The following is a 17355-nucleotide window of genomic DNA, read 5'->3' as shown; positions in this document are numbered from 1 at the left end:
CAGCCTAAATTTCACTCACCTCCCGGGTATAATTTTCTAAGATTAATCTCAGGAGGTGCATTATGGAACTGGTTGTCTTTATCGGCTTTGCGGTGCTGATGACCTGTGTGGCCGTCCGCGTTCGCTAAAGCACCTGACGGGTCAGCCTGGCTGGCCCGTTTCTTTCTCGTTCTCTTCCGCCGTCTCCAGCAGCCGCGCAAAATCCGCAGCCGGCATCGGTCGGCCAAGGAAATAGCCCTGCCCTTCGTCGCAGGCGATCGCCTGGAGCCCGGCAAACTGCTCCGCGCTTTCGATCCCCTCCGCGGTGATCACCAGTGAAAACGCCTTGCCCAGCCCGATAATGCCGTTCACGATGGAGTGCGCCTGCTGCGAATGCGGGAAATCCTTCATATAGGAGCGATCCATCTTCAGGCCGTCGAAGGGGAAGGTTTTCAGATAGCCAAGCGAAGCGTAGCCGGAACCGAAGTCATCCACCGTCAGCCGCACGCCCAGTGCCTTCAGACGCTGCATGACTTTCAGCGTATTGTCCGGATTCTCCAGCGTCACATTCTCCGTGATCTCCAGCTCAAGGCGCTCAGCCGGCAGCCCGGTGCTGCGCAGCGCGCTGGCCACGCGGCTGGCGAGATCGCCGCGGCAGAACTCCACCGGCGAAATATTGACCGACACGTAAAAGGGGCGCGGCCAGCTCAGGGCGTCACGGCAGGCGCGCTGCAATACCCAGTCACTGATCGGCAGGATCAGTCCGGTCTCCTCCGCCAGCGGAATAAAGCTATCGGGCATCACCAGCGCCGGCGGCGACGGCTGCCAGCGCAGCAGCGCCTCCGCTCCGTCCATGCGGCCGCTATTCAGTGAATAGCGTGGCTGATAGAACAGGCGCAGCTCATCGCGCGCTACCGCCTGGCTGAGCGCGCGCTCCATTTCCCGTCGGCGCACCAGCTGCTCCGACATCTCCGGCGAGTAGAATACCCAGCGATCGCGCCCCAGGTTTTTCGACTGATAGAGTGCGATATCGGCCATGCGCAGCAGCTCTTCCGGCTGCAGGGCATCCTGCGGCGCGCGCGCGATACCGATCGATGCGCCGATATGCACCGTCTGCCCGGCGACGTGAAACGGCTTGTGGATCTCGCTCATCAAACAGCGGCAGCGCGCCTCAATCGCCTCGATGCTGCTCAGGCCGCTCAGCAGCAGAATAAATTCATCACCTCCCTGGCGCGAGAGCAGGTCGTCCGGCCCCAGGCAGACGCGCAGCCGCTGCGATACCTCATTCAGCACGCTGTCGCCCGCCGCATGGCCATACAGATCGTTAATCGGCTTAAAGTGATCGAGATCGAGACTGAACATCACCAGCGGCTGCGCCTCTGTCGGCTGCGCCTGCAGCTTGCCGTCCAGAAACTCATTCATACGGTGGCGATTAGGCAGCCCGGTCAGGGTGTCATGCTGCGACAGATACTGAATGCGCGCCTGCGCCTCCACCTCATGGGTAATATCGGACACGGTACCGCGAAACCCCAGCAGCACGCCGTGCTGCTCGATCGGCTTTGCCACCAGGCTACAGATGCGATCTTCGCCCTGCGCGGAACGGTAGTGGCAGCGCAGCGTGCGCCGCTCGCCGCCCGCGCTCTGGCGCAGCATCCACTCCGATACCGGCTGGCCGTTGCCGATCAGCAGGCAGTCGATCGGTTTGCCGGTTTGCACCGCCACGTCGTAGCCGGTGACGCTGGTAAAGCGCGACGAGAGATAGGTCAGAATGCCCTGCTCGTCGGTCTCCCAGATCCAGTCGGAGGACGCCTCCGCCACATCGCGAAAGCGCGCTTCGCTGCGGCACAGCTCACTCTTGCTCTGGCACAGCTGTTCGAAGCGCCAGTCGGACAGGCGCGCATTATCCATCGCATGACGCACCACGCGTCGCGCGACAAAACCCAGCATCAGCATCGTCAGCGCCAGCAGCGGCAGCGCCACCACCAGCAGATTCTGCCCGGGACGGCTGCTCTGCCAGCTGACCAGCAGCGGCGAGCCCTGCTCAAGCGAGAGCATAATAGTGGCGGCGGTCGAGGCCTCGTTCGCCGCCGCAGAGAGCTGGCTGACGCCAACGCTGTTGCCGAGTGCCAGCAGCTTGCGCGGCGTATAGCGATCGACAAATACCATCACCGACGGCGGCCCGGGAGGTATCGTCAGCCCCTGCACCTTGCCGGTGGTGATCGGCGCGGCGGCGACAATCGCGGGCTGGCCTTCGACGCGCGCGTTTTTCACCAGCGCGGTCTCATCCTGCAGCATTGCGCGCGCCTCATTCACCACGCTGTGGCTCAGCTGGCCAAGCCACTGCTCAACCTGCATGGTGCTGATTTTGCCGTTAATCACCGCATAGCGCGTCCGGCCGCTGGCGTCGACCACGAAGATGCCCTCGTAGTGATATTCGCTGTAGAGGCCCGGCCCGAAGTTCTGCTGATCGAACGCCCAGCCTTTATCCACCTGCAGGTGCAGATGGTTCCAGGCTTCGCCCCAGAAGGCGTAATCGCGGATATCGGTGAGAATCGAGTGCTGACGATCCTGCCAGGCGTTGCGCAGCAGAAACTTTTCCTGCGCCAGCGCGGTGCTGTTTTGCCGCATGGCGATAGCCATAATCATCACTACCGTAGTGATAAGCACGGCGCCCAGCATACAGCCCAGCACCACCAGCGTGCGTCGGGTGAATAACGTTGCGGGCTTTTCCGGCGGCCGAAGGTTAAATGGTAATAAAGGCGATAAATTCATCTACGAAACCCTGGTAAAATGCGTGGTACAACCTCCGCTGTCTGTGCGCAGCGACTGGCGAGGCGCGCGTAGATCCTGCTTATTTGACGCTTGTATTCTTTATCGGCCCGTTATGACGACTGTTTAGGGGAAAAGCGCGCTTCTGTGGGCGTCTCGACAGCGATCGTGGCGGTTGTTACACTCCCTTTCTCCTTCCGCTTCTGACGCCGCCTATGAAAACCCAACACGACAGAGCCGCGCTGACGCTGTTCTATCTCGGCAGTTTTGTTCTCTACTATCTGATCACGCTGGCGATTACCTGGTTTCCCAATTACGGCGATTTGCAACAGAAGGGGTTGCTGGTGCCGGTGCTGTGCCTGTTTGAATTTGCGGTACTGTGGCCGCTCTACCGCTTTTATCAGGCGCGCCGCAGCGATATTCCGCTGGGAGAGCTGCGCGCCAGGCCGACGCTGTTGTTTCTGGCGCTGCTGCTGGCGCTGATGGCGGCGCAAACGCAGTTTATGCCGCCGGAGCAGTGGCTGGAGGATCAGGCGAATCAGAGCGTCGGCTCGCTCTGGATCCTGCTGTTTTCCGCCGTGCTGCTGGCGCCGGTGTTTGAAGAGATCCTGTTTCGTGGCTTTTTGCTGCAGGGGTTTCTGCTATGGGCACCGCGCAGCCGCTTCGCCTGTATTCTGCTCACTTCGCTGCTGTTCGCCGTGATGCATACGCAGTATGTACACTGGCAGACCATTGCGGTGCTGACCCTGTTCTCCATGCTGCTCTGCTACGCGCGCCTGCGCGCCAACAGTTTGCTGCTGCCGGTTTTCCTGCATATGCTTAATAATCTGATCGCGCTGCTGCCCTCGCTCTGGTACGTGATGCAGTCCTGATCGGGCAGGTTTATAACCATTTCGGCTGGTTTATAACTTTTCGTCATAAGCATAGCGATTATTCTACTATCAGCCCTTCCGGTTGTTCCCTTACACTCGCGAAAAAACGGTAAGGAAACGTCATGAAAAGTTTTGTTCCTGCAGTTCTGACGCTGGCGATGGGCGCCAGCTTCGCCGCCGGCGCGGCTACGCCGCCTGACACCCTGGTCATCGCACAATCTATCGATGACGCCAGCACCTTTGATCCGGCTGAAGGCTTTGAGCTGACCTCCGTTCAGGCGTTCACCAACCTCTATCAGCGTCTGCTGCAGTCCGATCCGCAAAACCCCAACGAGCTGAAGCCGACGCTGGCCAGCAGCTGGGAAGCGGGCAAAGATAACCGCAGCCTGACCGTCGCCCTGCGCGACGGCGCCACCTTCGCCTCCGGCAACCCGGTGCGCCCGGAAGATGTGATCTTCTCCCTGTCGCGCGTGGTAAAGCTAAACCTCGATCCCTCTTTTATTCTTACCCAGCTCGGCTGGAGTAAAGAGAATGTCGACGGGCAGCTGAAGAAAATCGACGACAAGCATGTGCAGATCAGCTGGCAGGCGAACGTCAGCCCGGCCTATGTGCTGAGCCTGCTGGCGGCGCCGGTCGCCTCGATTGTTGATGCCAAAACTGTGCTGGCGAATCAGCAGAACAACGACCTCGGCAACAAATGGCTGGCGACCCACTCCGCCGGCAGCGGCCCGTTCCAGATCCGCCGTTACGTGCCGCATGAGGTGGTGCTGATGACCGCCAACCCCAGCTCGCCGGGCGACAAGCCGAAGCTGAAAAATATCCTGATCAAAAATGTGCCGGAGCCGGCGGCGCGCCGTCTGCTGCTTGAGCAGGGCGATGCCGATATCGCGCGCAACCTCGGCGCCGATCAGATGGCGGCGCTGAAAGGCAAGCCGGGCGTGAAGCCGCTGGCGATCCCGATGGCCTCGCTCTACTACATGCAGTTCAATATCGATGCCCAGCCCGCGCTGAAAAACCCGGCGCTGTGGGAAGCGGCGCGCTACCTGTTTGATTACCACGGCATCGCCGACGATCTGCTGAAAGGCCAGTTCCAGGTGCATCAGTCCTTCCTGCCGGAGGGCTTCCCTGGCGCGCTGAACGACACGCCGTACCAGTACAATCCGGAAAAAGCGAAAGCGATCCTGGCGAAAGCGGGCCTGAAAGATGTCAGCTTCAAGCTGGCGGTCAGCAACCAGCCGCCCTATCTGGATATTGCGCAGGCGCTGCAGGCCAGTTTCGCCAAAGGCGGCATCCGCGTAGAGCTGCTGCCGGGCATCAGCACCGAAGTGGCGACCCGCGTCAAGGCGCACCAGTATGAAGCGACGCTGAATGCCTGGGGCGCTGACTATTTCGACCCGAACACCAACGCCTCCGCCTTCGCCTATAACCCGGAAGATGGCAGCAAAACCCTCGCCTGGCGCTCCAACTGGCACATTCCCGAGCTGAGCAAGCAGACGCTGGCCGCCACGGCGGAAAGCGATCCGGCGAAGCGCATCGAACTCTATCAGGCGATGCAGCGCGAAGTGATGAAAAACTCGCCTTACGTGGTCGGCCTGCAGGCGCGCAACCTGATTGCAGTGCGCGATAACCTGAAAGGCTACGTGCAGGGCATCAACCCCGATATGGTTTACTACAGCCAGGTCAGCAAGTAATGACGTTATCCGCAACAGATGCCGGGCGCGCCCGGCAGTTCTGGCGTCGCGGCAGCCGCATCCTCGCCAGCCTGCTTTCGCTGCTGGTGACGCTGCTTGGGCTGCTGGCGTTCACCTTTATGCTCTCGCACCTCTCGCCGGTCGATCCGGTGCTGCAGATAGCCGGCGACCACGCCAGCGAATCAACCTATCAGCAGGTGCGCCACGATTTAGGGCTGGATCAGCCGCTGCCGGTGCAGTTCTGGCGCTATCTGGAACACCTGGCGCGCGGCGATCTGGGCATGTCCCATATCACCAGCCAGCCGGTGGCCAGCGATCTGGCGCGCACTTTCCCGGCGACTATCGAACTGGCGAGCTGCGCGATGATTTTCGGCGCGGTATTCGGCATCGCGCTGGCGCTGCTGGCGGCCTGGAAGCCGGGCAGCGCGCTGGATAATCTGGCGCGTCTCATCTCGCTGCTGGGCTATTCGGTGCCGGTATTCTGGCTCGGCCTGCTTGGGCTGCTGCTCTTCTATGCGGTGCTGCACTGGTCCGCCGGCCCGGGTCGTCTCGACGATATCTGGGTCTACACCCTGGAGCCGAAAACCGGCTTCGTTCTGATCGACAGCTGGCTTTCCGGCGACCGTGAGATGTTCCGCAACGCCATTGCCCACCTCTGGCTGCCGGTGGTGGTGCTGGGCATGCTGTCGATGGCCGGTATTACCCGCCTGCTGCGCGCCGCCCTGCTGGAAGAGAGCGGAAAAGAGTATGTCGCGCTGGCGCGTGCTAAAGGCGCCAGCCGCGCGCGCATCCTGCTCTGCCATATCTTTCCGAATGTGCGCGGCACGCTGATTACCGTGCTGGCGCTCTCCTACGCTACGCTGCTGGAAGGCTCGGTGCTGACGGAGACGGTGTTCGCCTGGCCCGGCGTTGGCCGCTACCTCACCACCGCGCTGTTCGCCTCCGACGTGCCCGCGATCCTCGGCTCAACGCTGCTGATTGGCGGCTGTTTCGTGCTGCTTAATGCGCTGGCTGACGCCCTGACCTGGTTAACCGATCCGAGAACCCGATGACCCAACATTTATCCGATGCTGAAACCGTGGCGCCCGCCGGTCGCCGCCGCCGTCGGCTGACAACGCTGTTCGTCGGCGGCACGCTGGTAGCGATCCTGGTGCTGACGGCGCTGTTCGCGCCGCTGCTGGCGCCTTTCGATCCTAATGCGCAAACCATCTCGGCCCGTTTGCTGCCGCCCTCCGCTCTGCACTGGTTCGGCACCGACGGCTTCGGCCGCGATCTGCTGTCGCGGGTGATTTACGGCGCGCGCCCTACGCTGCTGCTGGTATCGCTGATCCTGCTGCTGACCATCCCCGTCGGCCTGCTGGTCGGCATTATGGCCGGCTACCTCGGCGGCTGGACCGAACGCGTACTGATGCGCGTGACCGATATTTTCCTTTCGCTGCCAAACCTGGTGATCGCGCTGGCGCTGGTCTCGATTCTCGGCCCTGGCCTGCTGAACGGCGCGCTGGCGCTGGCGCTGACCAGCTGGCCGCCCTTTGCCCGCCAGGCGCGTGCCGAGACGCTGGCGCTGCGCCGCAGCGACTACCTCGCCGCCGCGCGTATGCAGGGCATTACCGGGCTACGCCTGATGTTCGGCCATATCCTGCCGCTCTGCCTGCCCAGCGCGGTGGTGCGCGCCGCGCTCAGCCTTGGCGGCATCATCCTTTCCGCCGCCGGTCTGGGTTTTCTCGGCATGGGCGTTCAGCCGCCGACCGCGGAATGGGGGTCGATGGTGGCGGAAGGCAGCAAAGTGATCTTCGATCAGTGGTGGGTGGCGGCCGCGCCGGGCGGCGCTATTCTCTTCGCCAGCCTGGCGTTTAACCTGACAGGCGACGGCCTGCGCGACCGACTGGATACCCGCCATGGCAATTAACAATACGCCGCTGATCATTGCGGACAACCTGAGCATTCACAGCGCGCAGTCGCCGCTGGTGCGTCAGGTCAGCTTTACCCTGGGACGCGAGCGCGTGGCGCTGGTTGGCGAATCGGGCTCCGGCAAATCCCTTACCGCCCGTTCGCTGATGGGCCTGCTGGCGCCGGGCCTCAGCCTGCAGGCGCGCCAGCTGCAGGTGGCGGGCCGCGATGCGCTGACGCTCAGCGAAAAGCGCTGGAGCCAGCTGCGCGGCAGCGAAGTGGGCATGGTAATGCAGGATCCGAAATATGCGCTTAACCCGATGCGCACCGTTGGCTGGCAGGTTGAGGAGCCGCTGAAGCTGCATCATCGCCTGAGTCGCGCCGAACGGCGGGAAAAAGTGGCGGAGATGCTGGCGGCGGTGGGTCTGCCGCAGCCGGCTCAGCTGATGACGCGCTACCCGCACCAGCTTTCAGGCGGCATGGGTCAGCGTGTGATGCTGGCGATCGCGCTGATCGCCGACCCGCAGTTTTTGATCGCCGATGAGCCGACCTCGGCGCTGGATCATGCGATGCGCGATCAGGTGCTGGCGCTGATCCGCCGTCTGGTGGAAGAGCGCAATATGGGGCTGCTGTTGATCAGCCACGATCTGCAGCAGGTTGCGGAGCATTGCGAGCGGGTGATGGTGATGTACAAGGGTGAGCTGCTCGACAGCCTGCCCGCCGCCGATCTGCCGCGCGCCACCCATCCTTACACCCGTACGCTGTGGGCCTGCCGTCCCGGCAAGGCGACGCACGGCCAGCCGCTGCCGGTGCTGGATCGCGCCGCACTGGAGGTGCAGCTTGAGCATGATTGATTTACAGAACCTCAGCGTGGCGCATCGCCACGGCTACGACCTGCGCACCGTGGTGCATGATGTCTCGCTGGCGGTAGCGCCGGGCGAGTGTTTCGGCCTGGTAGGGCCTTCCGGCTGCGGCAAGTCGTCGCTGCTGTGGGTGATGGCGGGCCTGAACCCGCACTGGCAGGGCGAGATGCGGCTGGCGGGTCATCAGGCGCAGCCGGGCAAAGCCTTTACCGGCGAGCTGCGGCGCGAAGTGCAGATGGTGTTTCAGGATCCCTACGCCTCGCTGCATCCGCGCCATCGTCTGCGCCGCACGCTGGCGGAGCCGCTAAAGCTGCTGAAACGTGACAATATCGACGATCGCATCAGCGCGAGCTTCCGTCATGTCGGTCTCGACCCGGCGCTGGCGGAGCGCTATCCGCATCAGCTCTCCGGTGGTCAGCGCCAGCGCGTGGCGATTGTACGCGCCCTGCTGCTGGAGCCGAAAGTGCTGCTGCTGGATGAGCCGACCTCGGCGCTGGATATGTCGGTGCAGGCGGAAATCCTTAATCTGCTTAACCAGCTAAAGCAGCAGGATGGGCTGACGATGGTGCTGGTGAGCCACGATCCGGATGTGATCGATCACATGTGCGACCGCGCAGTGCAGATGGAGGCAGGCCGCATCGTTGCGACGCGCCATGCCTGATCCGACGTCAAAAACAGCAAAGGCGGCCTTATGGCCGCCTTTTTTGTACCGCACGCAAGCGCGGTTTATCGCTCAGGAAATCGCTGAATCTGAAGACTCTTTTTTCTTTTCCGCTTCAAAATGGGTTCTGAACTGCTCATAGATAGAGATCATGTTGCTGGCGTCGCCCTGCATCGGGCTGAGCTTGCCTGCACGTACCAGTTCAATTACCAGCTGCAGCGCAGCCTGTTTCGGGCTGTTGGAAGGATGCGCAATTTCATTCGACATACAAACGTTCCTGTCATTTAGGATGGAAATGGCAGAGTTTAGCCTAAACGCCGACAAAAAACCGCGTCTCGCTTTGCGGTTGACGCGTCGCGCTTACGGCTGGCGCGTTTTCAGCCACGCCTGCATTTTGTCGATTTCCGGCTGCTGTGCGGCGATGATCTCCCGCGCCAGCTTTTGCATCGCCGGATCTTTGCCATACTGCAATTCGGTTTTCGCCATCTCGATGGCGCCCTGATGGTGAGCGATCATGCCCTGCGCGAAGGCGACATCGGCATCTTGCGCCTTAAGGCCGTCCATCATCTTGTCATGCATTGCGGTCATGCCGTGCTGGTAGCTCTGCTGAGCGGGCGTCATGGCCTGATGCTGATGCATATTATCGGCGGCCCAGGCGCCGGAAGTGGCCAGCAGGGAGAGCAAAAGTGTTAGCGCGCGCGTTTTCATGGTTTATCCTCGTCAATGGAAAGTCGTCCTGAAGGGCACAAAATAGACCTTGCCCTTAGGGGAAGGTCAATAAGCGCGACGCCCTGGCGATCGATAACGCGGGCTGGCTCGTTTTAGCGCATCGTCGGTCAATAAAAGAAAATGATTTATCGGCCGACTTCACATTTTTACCCGACGCAGCATGGTAAATGTCGTCTTTGATAACCGCGTCTCATAAATAAAATCGAATCAGAAAAATCCATATTCCTTTTCTTTCACCAACGCCAATAATGGCATTAACCGGCCAGTCCGATCGCTGTAAAGCGCAATAAAGCAGTTAAGGATGTTGTATGACCTCTTCTCTGGCAACCAGGGTATTTCTCCGCCCGTTTTTTTTCGGTCTGGCATGGCTTGTCGCCAGCGGCGCGCAGGCGGAAAGCGTAACCGTTTCGCTGTCGCAGGAGCAGGATGGCGGCCCGCAGGGCCGCGCCTGTATCTATGTGCATCAGGGGCAGGCGCTGTTTCGCGTGGTAAAAGCTAACGAAGCCTGCCAGCCGGAAATTGTTATCGAGAGCAATCAACGCTAAACCGCTTTTTTTCACCCCGCCTCGCTTAATCAAAGACGTTATTAATCACGCTGGTGACCACGGCGGTGCTGAGCGCAATCAGCACCAGATCGCGCCCGGCGATACGCCATTCGTAGCCGGGATAGTGCGGCAGCTCGCGCAACATCGGCGCCGGCACCGCTTTTTTGGCGATGCCCGGCGGCAGCGGTTTGCCGCGCGCGAGGTTTTTCGCGATGCCGGGCGGCAGCGCTGAATAGCCGGTCAGCCCGTGCGAGAGCGCCAGCCGACGCGCGTCGCGGTAGCCAAAATCAAAGCGCGCGCCCTCTTCTTGCGCCCGCGCTTCCCCCTGTCTGTTCTTGCCGCTGCCCTGATGACCATGGCCATGGCCGTGCCCATTGCCATTGCCGTGACCATGGCCCGGGTCGGCATACAGCGGCGCGCTCAGCAGCAGCACGGCCAGCGCCAGTAGCGGTTTCATTATGGTGGTGCGCATCCTTCTCTCCTGACTGTCGGTCTGTTCAGCGATTATAGGTAATTACCGGTAAAACCGGTGCCAGTCGGGCGTGCATTTTGTTTAAAAGTTAGTGCCAGCGGTAGCTCTGGTGAAAAAACCGCAACACCGCCTTATCAGCTATACTTCCCTTCTGGAGAAAAAGTACCCTCGGTGGGCGCGCGAAAGGAGCTAAAAATGTTGATTGGATTTGTGCTTTTAGTCAGCGCCTGTGGCCACGATGCCTGTGATGCCCTGCCGGTTACCGAGCATATCTACCCGACGCGGGCGGCCTGCGAACATATGGCCTGGCGCATTAACCAGCGCCGCCCTAACGCAGTGCTGCTCTGCGGCGAAGTGCGTCGGTAAGCTAACGTAAAAATCCCCTTTTCTGCCGCTTAGCCGGTTGCTATCCGGCAGCAAACGGGTCAAAATATGAGCTGTTTTTCGCACTAACTGACATCGTTGTGAATCCCATGAAAAACCAGAAACCCCGTCGTCCTAACGGACGGTGGATTTATTACATTCTGCATGACGGTATTCTCTGGCCCTGTCCGGTGCGCTGGGAATGGGAAAGTGGTTACGGCGGCTGGCTGCCGTTCTATTTCTCGCCCACGCTGGAATTTGTGGTTGGCGATCCCGCTAAAGCCTGGCGCGTTCCTGGGTCAGGCCATCACGCCGCCCGGCGTCAACGCTTGCCGGAAGCAGCCTGATTCAGGCTGCTGTTTATTGCCTGCCGCTGCCGTTACTTAGCGCAGCGGTTTCACCTCTCCCCTTTCGTTTTATTCCTGGGTTGCTTGCTTGATTCCTCCGCTTCTTTCGCTTAACACCCCATCCTTACGCTTAATACTTCTGTCCTGACGCTTAATACCCCATCCTTACGCTTAATACTTCTGTCCTGACGCTTAATACCCTATCCTTACGTTTAATAGTTCCGTCCTTACGCTTAATTCTCCATCCTTTCGCTTAATACTTCTCTCCCTTCGCTTAATTCCCTGCTTTTTCGCTTTATTTCCTGCACCGCTTTTTCCCTGCTGCTCGCCGTTATGCTTTGCCGGCGAAGGCAGCTATTCCTTATTCACGGATCGCCTCCGTTTCCCTTAAGGCAAATTGGCAACCCGATGTTAATCCAGCGCTTTTGCCTTTATTGACTCCGCCCCGCTTTAGTGGCATAAAGCCGTGAAATTTTAAGGGTGACTTTTTAGCGGCGAATAAAATAACGCCGCGCTTTCGCTATTTCTTTTTTTGCCTGACGCCGCCCAATCGATCGGCAGCAGGCGTTGCTATTTCCAGGACCGCGTTAAATGACGACACTCACAGGGATGTTACGCTCGGCTCCGGCGCGCGCAGGCGCCGCTTCTTGCACGCTGCTGCTGCTGACGCTGCTTTTTATCATTACCGGCGCGCTTAGCCAGCCGTTGCATAAGGTGGTTAATCAGCTGCTGATTTTGCTGCCGCTGATCTTCACGCTGGCGCAGGTGCGGCGTTCGCCGCTGCGCAACGCGCTTGCCTGCCTGCCGCTGCTGCTGATCGCCCTGCATATTACGCTGTCGCTGTTCGCCTGGTGTGAATATGGCACTCCCTTCAGCTACGGCTTCGCGTTGAGCATTTTAAACAGCGACTGGCGCGAGTCGTGCGCCATGATGACGCTCTACTACCGCTGGGGCGTGGTTTTCCTGCTACTGCTGGGCGCGCTGTTCGGCACCGTTAACCTGCTGCCACGTACCGCGCATCCCCGCTTCAGCAAGCTGCCTCCGCTCCTGTTGCTCACTTTTGTCGCCGCCTATAGCCTGCAGGCGGTGGCGCATACCCTGCGTAAAAACGCCACCGAAAGCCTGCTGCAGCGTATCGTAGCCGATATGCCGTTCAGCAATCTCAATGGTTTCCTGCAGGCCGCGCGCGATAAGGCGATCATCGCCCAGGTGTCGCAACGGGTGCCGCATTACGATCTGACGCTGACCGATACGCCGGTCAACACCTGGGTGCTGGTGATCGGCGAATCGGCGCGCGCCGGCAATATGAGCCTTTATGGCTATCCGCGCGACACCACGCCGCAGCTGCGACAGGCATCTTCCCGTCTGTTGCTATTCAGCCAGGCGATCGCCGGCGCGCCGGTAACGGCGACAGCGGTGCCGCTGGCGTTGAGCGCCGATCGGGTTGAGCGGCACGATATCGACGCCTATGCCGACAATATTATCAATATCGCCAACCAGGCCGGGCTGAAAACGTTCTGGTTCAGCAAACAGGGCATGTACGGCGACTACAGCAACGCCATTACCGGCATCGCGATGAATGCCGCAGAGCGGCAGTGGCTGAGTGACGACGACGACGGTTCGCTGCTGCCGGCGCTGCAGCGGGCGCTGGCGCAGCCGGGGAAAAAGCTGATCGTGCTGCATCTCTACGGCAGTCATGAACCCGCCTGCATCCGCTATCCGCAACAGCAGGCGGTGTTTACCGTCGCCGGCGATAAAGACGCCTGTTACGACAACAGCATTCGCTACACCGATACGCTGCTGGGGCAGATCTTTAGCCAGCTGCGCGGCGTCTCCGCCTCTCTGCTCTATTTTTCCGATCATGGTCTGGAGCGTCATCCGCAGGAACGGGTGGTTTACCGTCACGGCGGCGTACATCCTTCGCAGGCGGCCTATCAGGTGCCGATGTTTATCTGGTACAGCCCGGCGATCGCGGCGACAAACCTGACCGGCACGGTCGCCGCGCCCTGGTCGACGGTAGATAACTATCAGCTGATGCAACGCTGGCTCGGCGTGCGGCTGGCGAACGCCGACAGCCTGTCGCTCAAGCAGTGGGTGGCGGTGAAAAGCGCGGCACAGCAGCCGGTGCAGGTTATGGATACCACAGGAAAGGTGTATCGTTTCAGCGAACTGGCGCCGGAAAAACGCGATTGACCACAGCCGCTTTGCGGCGGCGGTGAAAAACCCGACCGTATAACACGCGTCGGGAAAGTCTTTCCATACCACAAGGGGAAAAGCCATCGGAGAATGGCAAACTGAAGCGCAACGCCACATCACTAGCGGTGCGGGCGTAATGTAACACAATCTTAACTATCCACGCGTTAAGAAAATGCAAAGAAATGCGCCGATACCTTACATAATCAGGCACATCGGACCACTTCCTTTTACCTCTCCCTCCCTCCGGGCAAGATATTGATAAGCACTGCTACTGAAGTGTTAACGCCGTCCTTTTTGCCATGCGCAGCATGATTATCAGGTGTAATCCGCCAGGCACAGAGCAACCCTCTGCCTCTGAGCATGAGTTCATTCTTTTTAAAGAAGCAACTCACTCAGCATTATTCAGTTTTCATAACGACCTGACTGGCGTAAGGTAACGCCATCAGAACGATCCCCACTATTAAGGAGCGGTTATGTCATTTTCACCAGACACCCACGCACTTTCGCGTAACCCAGCCAGCGGTGAAATTATCTCCGCCCGGCCCTATATCAATGAACAACAGCTTGGCGCGGCGATTGCCGCTAACCATCAGGCATTTCAACAGTGGCGTCAGCAGTCAGTCGCTGCGCGGGCGGAGAAACTGCGCGCGCTGGCGGGCGCTATTCGTCGCCGCAGCGAAGAGATGTCGCAGATGATTACCGCCGAAATGGGCAAGCCGATCCTGCAGGCGCGCGGCGAAGTCGAGAAATCGGCCCGGCTTTGCGAATGGTATGCCGAACACGGCCCGGCGATGCTCGCCACTGAGCCGACGCAGGTGGAAAATAACCAGGCGGTAATTGAATACCGTCCGCTCGGCCCGGTGCTGGCAGTGATGCCATGGAACTTCCCGCTGTGGCAGGTATTGCGCGGCGCGGTTCCGATCCTGCTGGCGGGCAACAGCTACCTGCTGAAACATGCGCCGGGCGTAATGGGCTGCGCGCTGCTGACGGAAGCGCTGTTCAGCGAGGCGGGTTTCCCGGCGCAGCTGTTCAGCGTGATCAACGCCAGTAACGCCGGCGTCAGCCAGGCGATTAACGACGCGCGCGTCGCGGCGGTAACAGTGACCGGCAGCGTGCGCGCCGGCGCGGCGATTGGCGCGCAGGCGGGCGCGGCGCTGAAAAAATGCGTGCTGGAGCTGGGCGGATCCGATCCCTTTATCGTGCTGAAAGATGCCGATCTGGATGCGGCGGTGAAAGCGGCAGTGGCCGGCCGCTATCAAAACACCGGGCAGGTTTGCGCCGCTGCGAAGCGCTTTATCATTGAGCGCGACATTGCCGACGCCTTTAGTGAAAAATTCGTCGCGGCGGTGCAGCAGCTGAAAATGGGCGATCCGCGCGTCGAAGAGCATTATATCGGCCCCATGGCACGCTTCGATCTGCGCGACGAGCTGCATCAGCAGGTGCTGGCGACGCTGGAGGAAGGCGCGACGCTGCTGGCGGGCGGTGACAAACTGGCTGGCACAGGCAACTACTACCTGCCAACCGTGCTGGGCAACGTCACCCCTTCGATGACGGCGTTCCGTCAGGAGCTGTTCGGCCCGGTGGCGGCGATTACCGTGGCAGACAATGCCGAACACGCGCTGCAGCTGGCCAACGACAGCGATTTCGGCCTGTCGGCGACGATTTACAGCGCCGATGAGGCGCGGGCGACAGAGATGGCGGCGCGCCTGGAGTGCGGCGGCGTGTTTATCAACGGCTACAGCGCCAGCGACCCGCGCGTCGCTTTCGGCGGCGTGAAGAAAAGCGGCTTTGGCCGCGAGCTGTCGCATTTCGGTCTGCATGAGTTCTGCAACGTGCAAACCGTCTGGCGCAACCGCCGCTAACAGGGTAAGTTTGCGCCCGGCCTGCGTTTCAGGCGCAAATAAAGCATAAAGAGGGAAGTTTGAAAAAGAGAATCGTTGTTCTGCTGCTGATTATCGTCGCGGGCGTGCTTTACTGGCGATCCACCACGCGCGTCACGCCGGAAGATCGGGGTTACTATGCGGCGATATTCTGTCACGTCGCCACCCGGCAGAGTGACAGCTATATCGGCGCAATGCGCACCCTGGTTGAAGGGGGGAACAGTGACTATGCGCTGCATCGTACCCGCTTCAATCAGATCGCCGCCGAGCGCGCCGTCGCCGCCTGGCAGCGCATCCCGGAGGCGGATAAAGCGCCGCTTCTCCGCGATCCGCAGCACTGTCAGCAGGAAATCAGCGCGCGTTTTGAAAAATAAGCGTCAGCGCCCTCTCTGGCGTGCATAAATAAAGGGCCGATCAAAAGATCGGCCCTTTTTATTTTACTGCGTTGATTCAGACGTGACGCGTACCGGTATGAACACGGAATTTCGCAAAAAAGGTCAGGCAGTAAAGCGCGCAAAGCCCGACCACGACATAAATAATGCGGGAAATAATGGCAGCCTGTCCGCCAAATATCGCCGCGACCAAATCAAACTGAAAAAGACCCACCAGCAGCCAGTTCAGTCCGCCGACAATCAGCAGGATAAGCGCTACATAATCAAGCGTTTTCACAAAACCTCCCGTTGAGGATAGTGTGTGCCCGCGCGCAACACATCGGCATTCTCTTTTCGCAAAGTACCCGCCGGTTTATTACGTTCACGGAGCAGAGGTGGAGCTGAATTAAGTGTAGCCACTGGTGAAGAATTAGCCAGCAAGGCGATATCGCCGCGCCCTCTGTTTATTTTCAGGGGGAAAGAAAAGCGCAGCGCGGCCTCTGCCCCGCCGGCCGGGAATAGCGGCCGGCGGCGGCAAAGATTAAACGTTTTCCCAGCGCGTGGCTTTCATATCAATAACGAAGCGGTATTTCACCTCGCTTTTCAGCATACGTGTAAATGCCGTTTCAATCTCAGCGCCGTTAATTAACTCCACGTCGGCAGTGATATTGTGCTGGCCGCAGAAATCGAGCATCTCCTGCGTTTCAAGAATACTGCCGATCGAGGTGCCGCTGACGCTGAGGCGGCGGAACACCATCGGGGTGATTTCCGGTGCCGGATGCGGGTTTTCCGGAATGCCCACCAGCACCAGGTGGCCGTTGGCACGCAGCGTATTCAGGTAAGGGTTAAGATCGTGCGGCGCCGCCACGCAGTCGAGAATAAAATCGAGCCGATGCTGCCAGGCTGCCATCTGCGCCGCGTCGCGCGAGATCACCACATGCTGCGCGCCAAGACGTCGCGCATCTTGCTCTTTGCCGGCGGAGGTGGTGAACAGCGTTACTTCCGCACCCAGCGCAGCGGCGAATTTCACCGCCATATGGCCCAGACCGCCCAGGCCGATCACACCGACCTTATCCCCCGCCTTGACGTTCCAGTGACGCAGCGGCGACCAGGTAGTCACGCCCGCGCACAGCAGCGGTGCCACCGCTTTCAGGTCGAGATTGTCCGGGATGGAAACCACAAAGCGGCTGTCGACGATCATGGTCTGCGCGTAGCCGCCGCGCGTGGTTTCGCCGCTGGCGGCGTCGGTGCCGTTATAGGTCGGCACGAAACCCGCTTCGCAGTACTGCTCCTCCTGCTGCTGGCAGAAATGGCAGTGGCCGCACGACCCCACCATGACGCCAACGCCGACCAGATCGCCGGCGCGGAACGCGCTCACCGCCGCGCCCGCTTCGGTGACGCGGCCGACGATCTCATGGCCGGGCACCATCGGATAATGGCTGACGCCCCACTCATTGCGCGCCATATGCAAGTCGGAATGGCACACGCCGCAGTAAAGGATATCGATTTTCACATCGTCGGCGCGCATTTCGCGCAGCGCCACACGGCCGGTGGTCAGCGGCTGATCGGCGGCGTGCGCCACAATTGCGTTAATGTTCATGCAGGTATTCGCTCCCTAAGGTCATTGCGTCAGGCATCGCCTGATTTCAGCGGGCGCCTACTATAGACACAAGGGTGCCATTTTGGTAGTAGTCACCTTTTAGGGTCATAGTCACCAAATGGTTACC

Annotated in this window: 18 protein-coding genes; 12 read left to right on the top strand and 6 right to left on the bottom strand. The window is 60.2% G+C overall.

Annotation, left to right across the window (positions count from 1 at the left end):
• Positions 1 to 141 precede the first annotated feature (141 nt).
• Positions 142 to 2751 (bottom strand): bifunctional diguanylate cyclase/phosphodiesterase, encoded by a 2610-nt coding sequence (locus C2E15_RS05590; protein WP_245912352.1) that lies wholly within the window; start codon positions 2749 to 2751, stop codon positions 142 to 144.
• 212 nt (positions 2752 to 2963) lie between these two features.
• Between C2E15_RS05590 and C2E15_RS05585 the strand changes: the two genes are divergently transcribed.
• From C2E15_RS05585 to C2E15_RS05560, 6 genes are all read left to right on the top strand, one after another.
• Entirely contained in the window at positions 2964 to 3620 is a 657-nt protein-coding gene (locus tag C2E15_RS05585; protein WP_104956489.1) for a CPBP family intramembrane glutamic endopeptidase, read from the top strand.
• 122 nt (positions 3621 to 3742) lie between these two features.
• A complete protein-coding gene (locus tag C2E15_RS05580) occupies positions 3743 to 5311 on the top strand; it encodes an ABC transporter substrate-binding protein (RefSeq protein WP_104956488.1) in 1569 nt (522 codons plus the stop codon).
• Complete coding sequence (locus tag C2E15_RS05575; RefSeq protein WP_104956487.1) at positions 5311 to 6363, top strand: ABC transporter permease; 1053 nt, start codon at positions 5311 to 5313, stop codon at positions 6361 to 6363. Before C2E15_RS05580 ends, C2E15_RS05575 begins: the two co-directional genes overlap by 1 nt.
• Positions 6360 to 7220, top strand: coding sequence for an ABC transporter permease (locus C2E15_RS05570; protein ID WP_104956486.1), 861 nt, complete (start codon positions 6360 to 6362; stop codon positions 7218 to 7220). The genes C2E15_RS05575 and C2E15_RS05570 overlap by 4 nt, the downstream gene beginning before the upstream one ends.
• Entirely contained in the window at positions 7210 to 8055 is an 846-nt protein-coding gene (locus C2E15_RS05565; RefSeq protein ID WP_104956485.1) for an ABC transporter ATP-binding protein, read from the top strand. The genes C2E15_RS05570 and C2E15_RS05565 overlap by 11 nt, the downstream gene beginning before the upstream one ends.
• Complete coding sequence (locus C2E15_RS05560) at positions 8048 to 8725, top strand: ABC transporter ATP-binding protein (protein WP_104956484.1); 678 nt, start codon at positions 8048 to 8050, stop codon at positions 8723 to 8725. The genes C2E15_RS05565 and C2E15_RS05560 overlap by 8 nt, the downstream gene beginning before the upstream one ends.
• Positions 8726 to 8797: 72 nt before the next feature.
• Here C2E15_RS05560 and C2E15_RS05555 read toward each other — a convergent pair whose 3' ends face one another.
• Together C2E15_RS05555 and copM are read right to left on the bottom strand one after the other, a co-directional pair.
• Positions 8798 to 8992, bottom strand: coding sequence for a hypothetical protein (locus C2E15_RS05555; protein ID WP_104956483.1), 195 nt, complete (start codon positions 8990 to 8992; stop codon positions 8798 to 8800).
• Positions 8993 to 9085: 93 nt separating this feature from the next.
• Complete coding sequence (gene copM / locus C2E15_RS05550) at positions 9086 to 9433, bottom strand: CopM family metallochaperone (protein ID WP_104956482.1); 348 nt, start codon at positions 9431 to 9433, stop codon at positions 9086 to 9088.
• 329 nt (positions 9434 to 9762) lie between these two features.
• Here copM and C2E15_RS05545 point away from each other — a divergent pair, with 329 nt between their 5' ends.
• A complete protein-coding gene (locus C2E15_RS05545) occupies positions 9763 to 9999 on the top strand; it encodes a hypothetical protein (protein WP_104956481.1) in 237 nt (78 codons plus the stop codon).
• Positions 10000 to 10024: 25 nt separating this feature from the next.
• On the opposite strand, the gene C2E15_RS05540 is transcribed toward C2E15_RS05545, so the two are convergent.
• The gene (locus C2E15_RS05540; protein ID WP_104956480.1) at positions 10025 to 10471 is read right to left on the bottom strand and encodes an anti-virulence regulator CigR family protein; all 447 of its coding nucleotides are present in this window, start codon (positions 10469 to 10471) and stop codon (positions 10025 to 10027) included.
• A 195-nt stretch (positions 10472 to 10666) separates the two neighbouring features.
• On the opposite strand from C2E15_RS05540, the gene C2E15_RS21610 reads away from it, so the two are divergent.
• From C2E15_RS21610 to C2E15_RS05520, 5 genes are all read left to right on the top strand, one after another.
• On the top strand, positions 10667 to 10837 hold the full coding sequence (locus tag C2E15_RS21610) for a hypothetical protein (RefSeq protein WP_167391837.1): 171 nt from the start codon (positions 10667 to 10669) through the stop codon (positions 10835 to 10837).
• A 107-nt stretch (positions 10838 to 10944) separates the two neighbouring features.
• Positions 10945 to 11181, top strand: coding sequence for a hypothetical protein (locus C2E15_RS05535; protein WP_104956479.1), 237 nt, complete (start codon positions 10945 to 10947; stop codon positions 11179 to 11181).
• A 591-nt stretch (positions 11182 to 11772) separates the two neighbouring features.
• Entirely contained in the window at positions 11773 to 13374 is a 1602-nt protein-coding gene (locus C2E15_RS05530) for a phosphoethanolamine transferase (protein ID WP_104956478.1), read from the top strand.
• Positions 13375 to 13850: 476 nt separating this feature from the next.
• Complete coding sequence (gene sad, locus C2E15_RS05525) at positions 13851 to 15239, top strand: succinate-semialdehyde dehydrogenase (protein WP_104956477.1); 1389 nt, start codon at positions 13851 to 13853, stop codon at positions 15237 to 15239.
• A 59-nt stretch (positions 15240 to 15298) separates the two neighbouring features.
• A complete protein-coding gene (locus tag C2E15_RS05520; RefSeq protein WP_104956476.1) occupies positions 15299 to 15631 on the top strand; it encodes a hypothetical protein in 333 nt (110 codons plus the stop codon).
• A gap of 76 nt (positions 15632 to 15707) precedes the next feature.
• Here the strand turns inward: C2E15_RS05520 and C2E15_RS05515 are convergent, their stop codons facing one another.
• A complete protein-coding gene (locus tag C2E15_RS05515; RefSeq protein ID WP_104956475.1) occupies positions 15708 to 15926 on the bottom strand; it encodes a DUF378 domain-containing protein in 219 nt (72 codons plus the stop codon).
• A gap of 243 nt (positions 15927 to 16169) precedes the next feature.
• Positions 16170 to 17228 (bottom strand): NAD(P)-dependent alcohol dehydrogenase, encoded by a 1059-nt coding sequence (locus tag C2E15_RS05510; RefSeq protein WP_104956474.1) that lies wholly within the window; start codon positions 17226 to 17228, stop codon positions 16170 to 16172.
• Between the last annotated feature and the right edge of the window lie 127 nt (positions 17229 to 17355).

Origin of the sequence: Mixta gaviniae (genome assembly GCF_002953195.1) — a bacterium.
GTDB classification, from domain to species: Bacteria; Pseudomonadota; Gammaproteobacteria; order Enterobacterales; family Enterobacteriaceae; genus Mixta; species Mixta gaviniae.
Note: the sequence above shows the minus strand (reverse complement) of the source record. Positions and strands in the feature narration are given on the sequence as shown.

Excerpts from the sequence above, each read along its gene's own strand:
- C2E15_RS05545 (WP_104956481.1), top strand. The coding sequence starts at position 9,763 with ATGACCTCTTCTCTGGCAACCAGGGTATTTCTCCGCCCGTTTTTTTTC.
- C2E15_RS05585 (WP_104956489.1), top strand. The coding sequence starts at position 2,964 with ATGAAAACCCAACACGACAGAGCCGCGCTGACGCTGTTCTATCTCGGC.
- C2E15_RS05570 (WP_104956486.1), top strand. The coding sequence starts at position 6,360 with ATGACCCAACATTTATCCGATGCTGAAACCGTGGCGCCCGCCGGTCGC.
- C2E15_RS05560 (WP_104956484.1), top strand. The coding sequence starts at position 8,048 with ATGATTGATTTACAGAACCTCAGCGTGGCGCATCGCCACGGCTACGAC.
- C2E15_RS05530 (WP_104956478.1), top strand. The coding sequence starts at position 11,773 with ATGACGACACTCACAGGGATGTTACGCTCGGCTCCGGCGCGCGCAGGC.
- C2E15_RS05575 (WP_104956487.1), top strand. The coding sequence starts at position 5,311 with ATGACGTTATCCGCAACAGATGCCGGGCGCGCCCGGCAGTTCTGGCGT.
- C2E15_RS05590 (WP_245912352.1), bottom strand. The coding sequence starts at position 2,751 with ATGAATTTATCGCCTTTATTACCATTTAACCTTCGGCCGCCGGAAAAG.
- C2E15_RS05510 (WP_104956474.1), bottom strand. The coding sequence starts at position 17,228 with ATGAACATTAACGCAATTGTGGCGCACGCCGCCGATCAGCCGCTGACC.
- C2E15_RS05535 (WP_104956479.1), top strand. The coding sequence starts at position 10,945 with ATGAAAAACCAGAAACCCCGTCGTCCTAACGGACGGTGGATTTATTAC.
- C2E15_RS05540 (WP_104956480.1), bottom strand. The coding sequence starts at position 10,471 with ATGCGCACCACCATAATGAAACCGCTACTGGCGCTGGCCGTGCTGCTG.
- C2E15_RS05555 (WP_104956483.1), bottom strand. The coding sequence starts at position 8,992 with ATGTCGAATGAAATTGCGCATCCTTCCAACAGCCCGAAACAGGCTGCG.
- C2E15_RS21610 (WP_167391837.1), top strand. The coding sequence starts at position 10,667 with ATGTTGATTGGATTTGTGCTTTTAGTCAGCGCCTGTGGCCACGATGCC.
- C2E15_RS05580 (WP_104956488.1), top strand. The coding sequence starts at position 3,743 with ATGAAAAGTTTTGTTCCTGCAGTTCTGACGCTGGCGATGGGCGCCAGC.
- sad (WP_104956477.1), top strand. The coding sequence starts at position 13,851 with ATGTCATTTTCACCAGACACCCACGCACTTTCGCGTAACCCAGCCAGC.
- C2E15_RS05565 (WP_104956485.1), top strand. The coding sequence starts at position 7,210 with ATGGCAATTAACAATACGCCGCTGATCATTGCGGACAACCTGAGCATT.
- copM (WP_104956482.1), bottom strand. The coding sequence starts at position 9,433 with ATGAAAACGCGCGCGCTAACACTTTTGCTCTCCCTGCTGGCCACTTCC.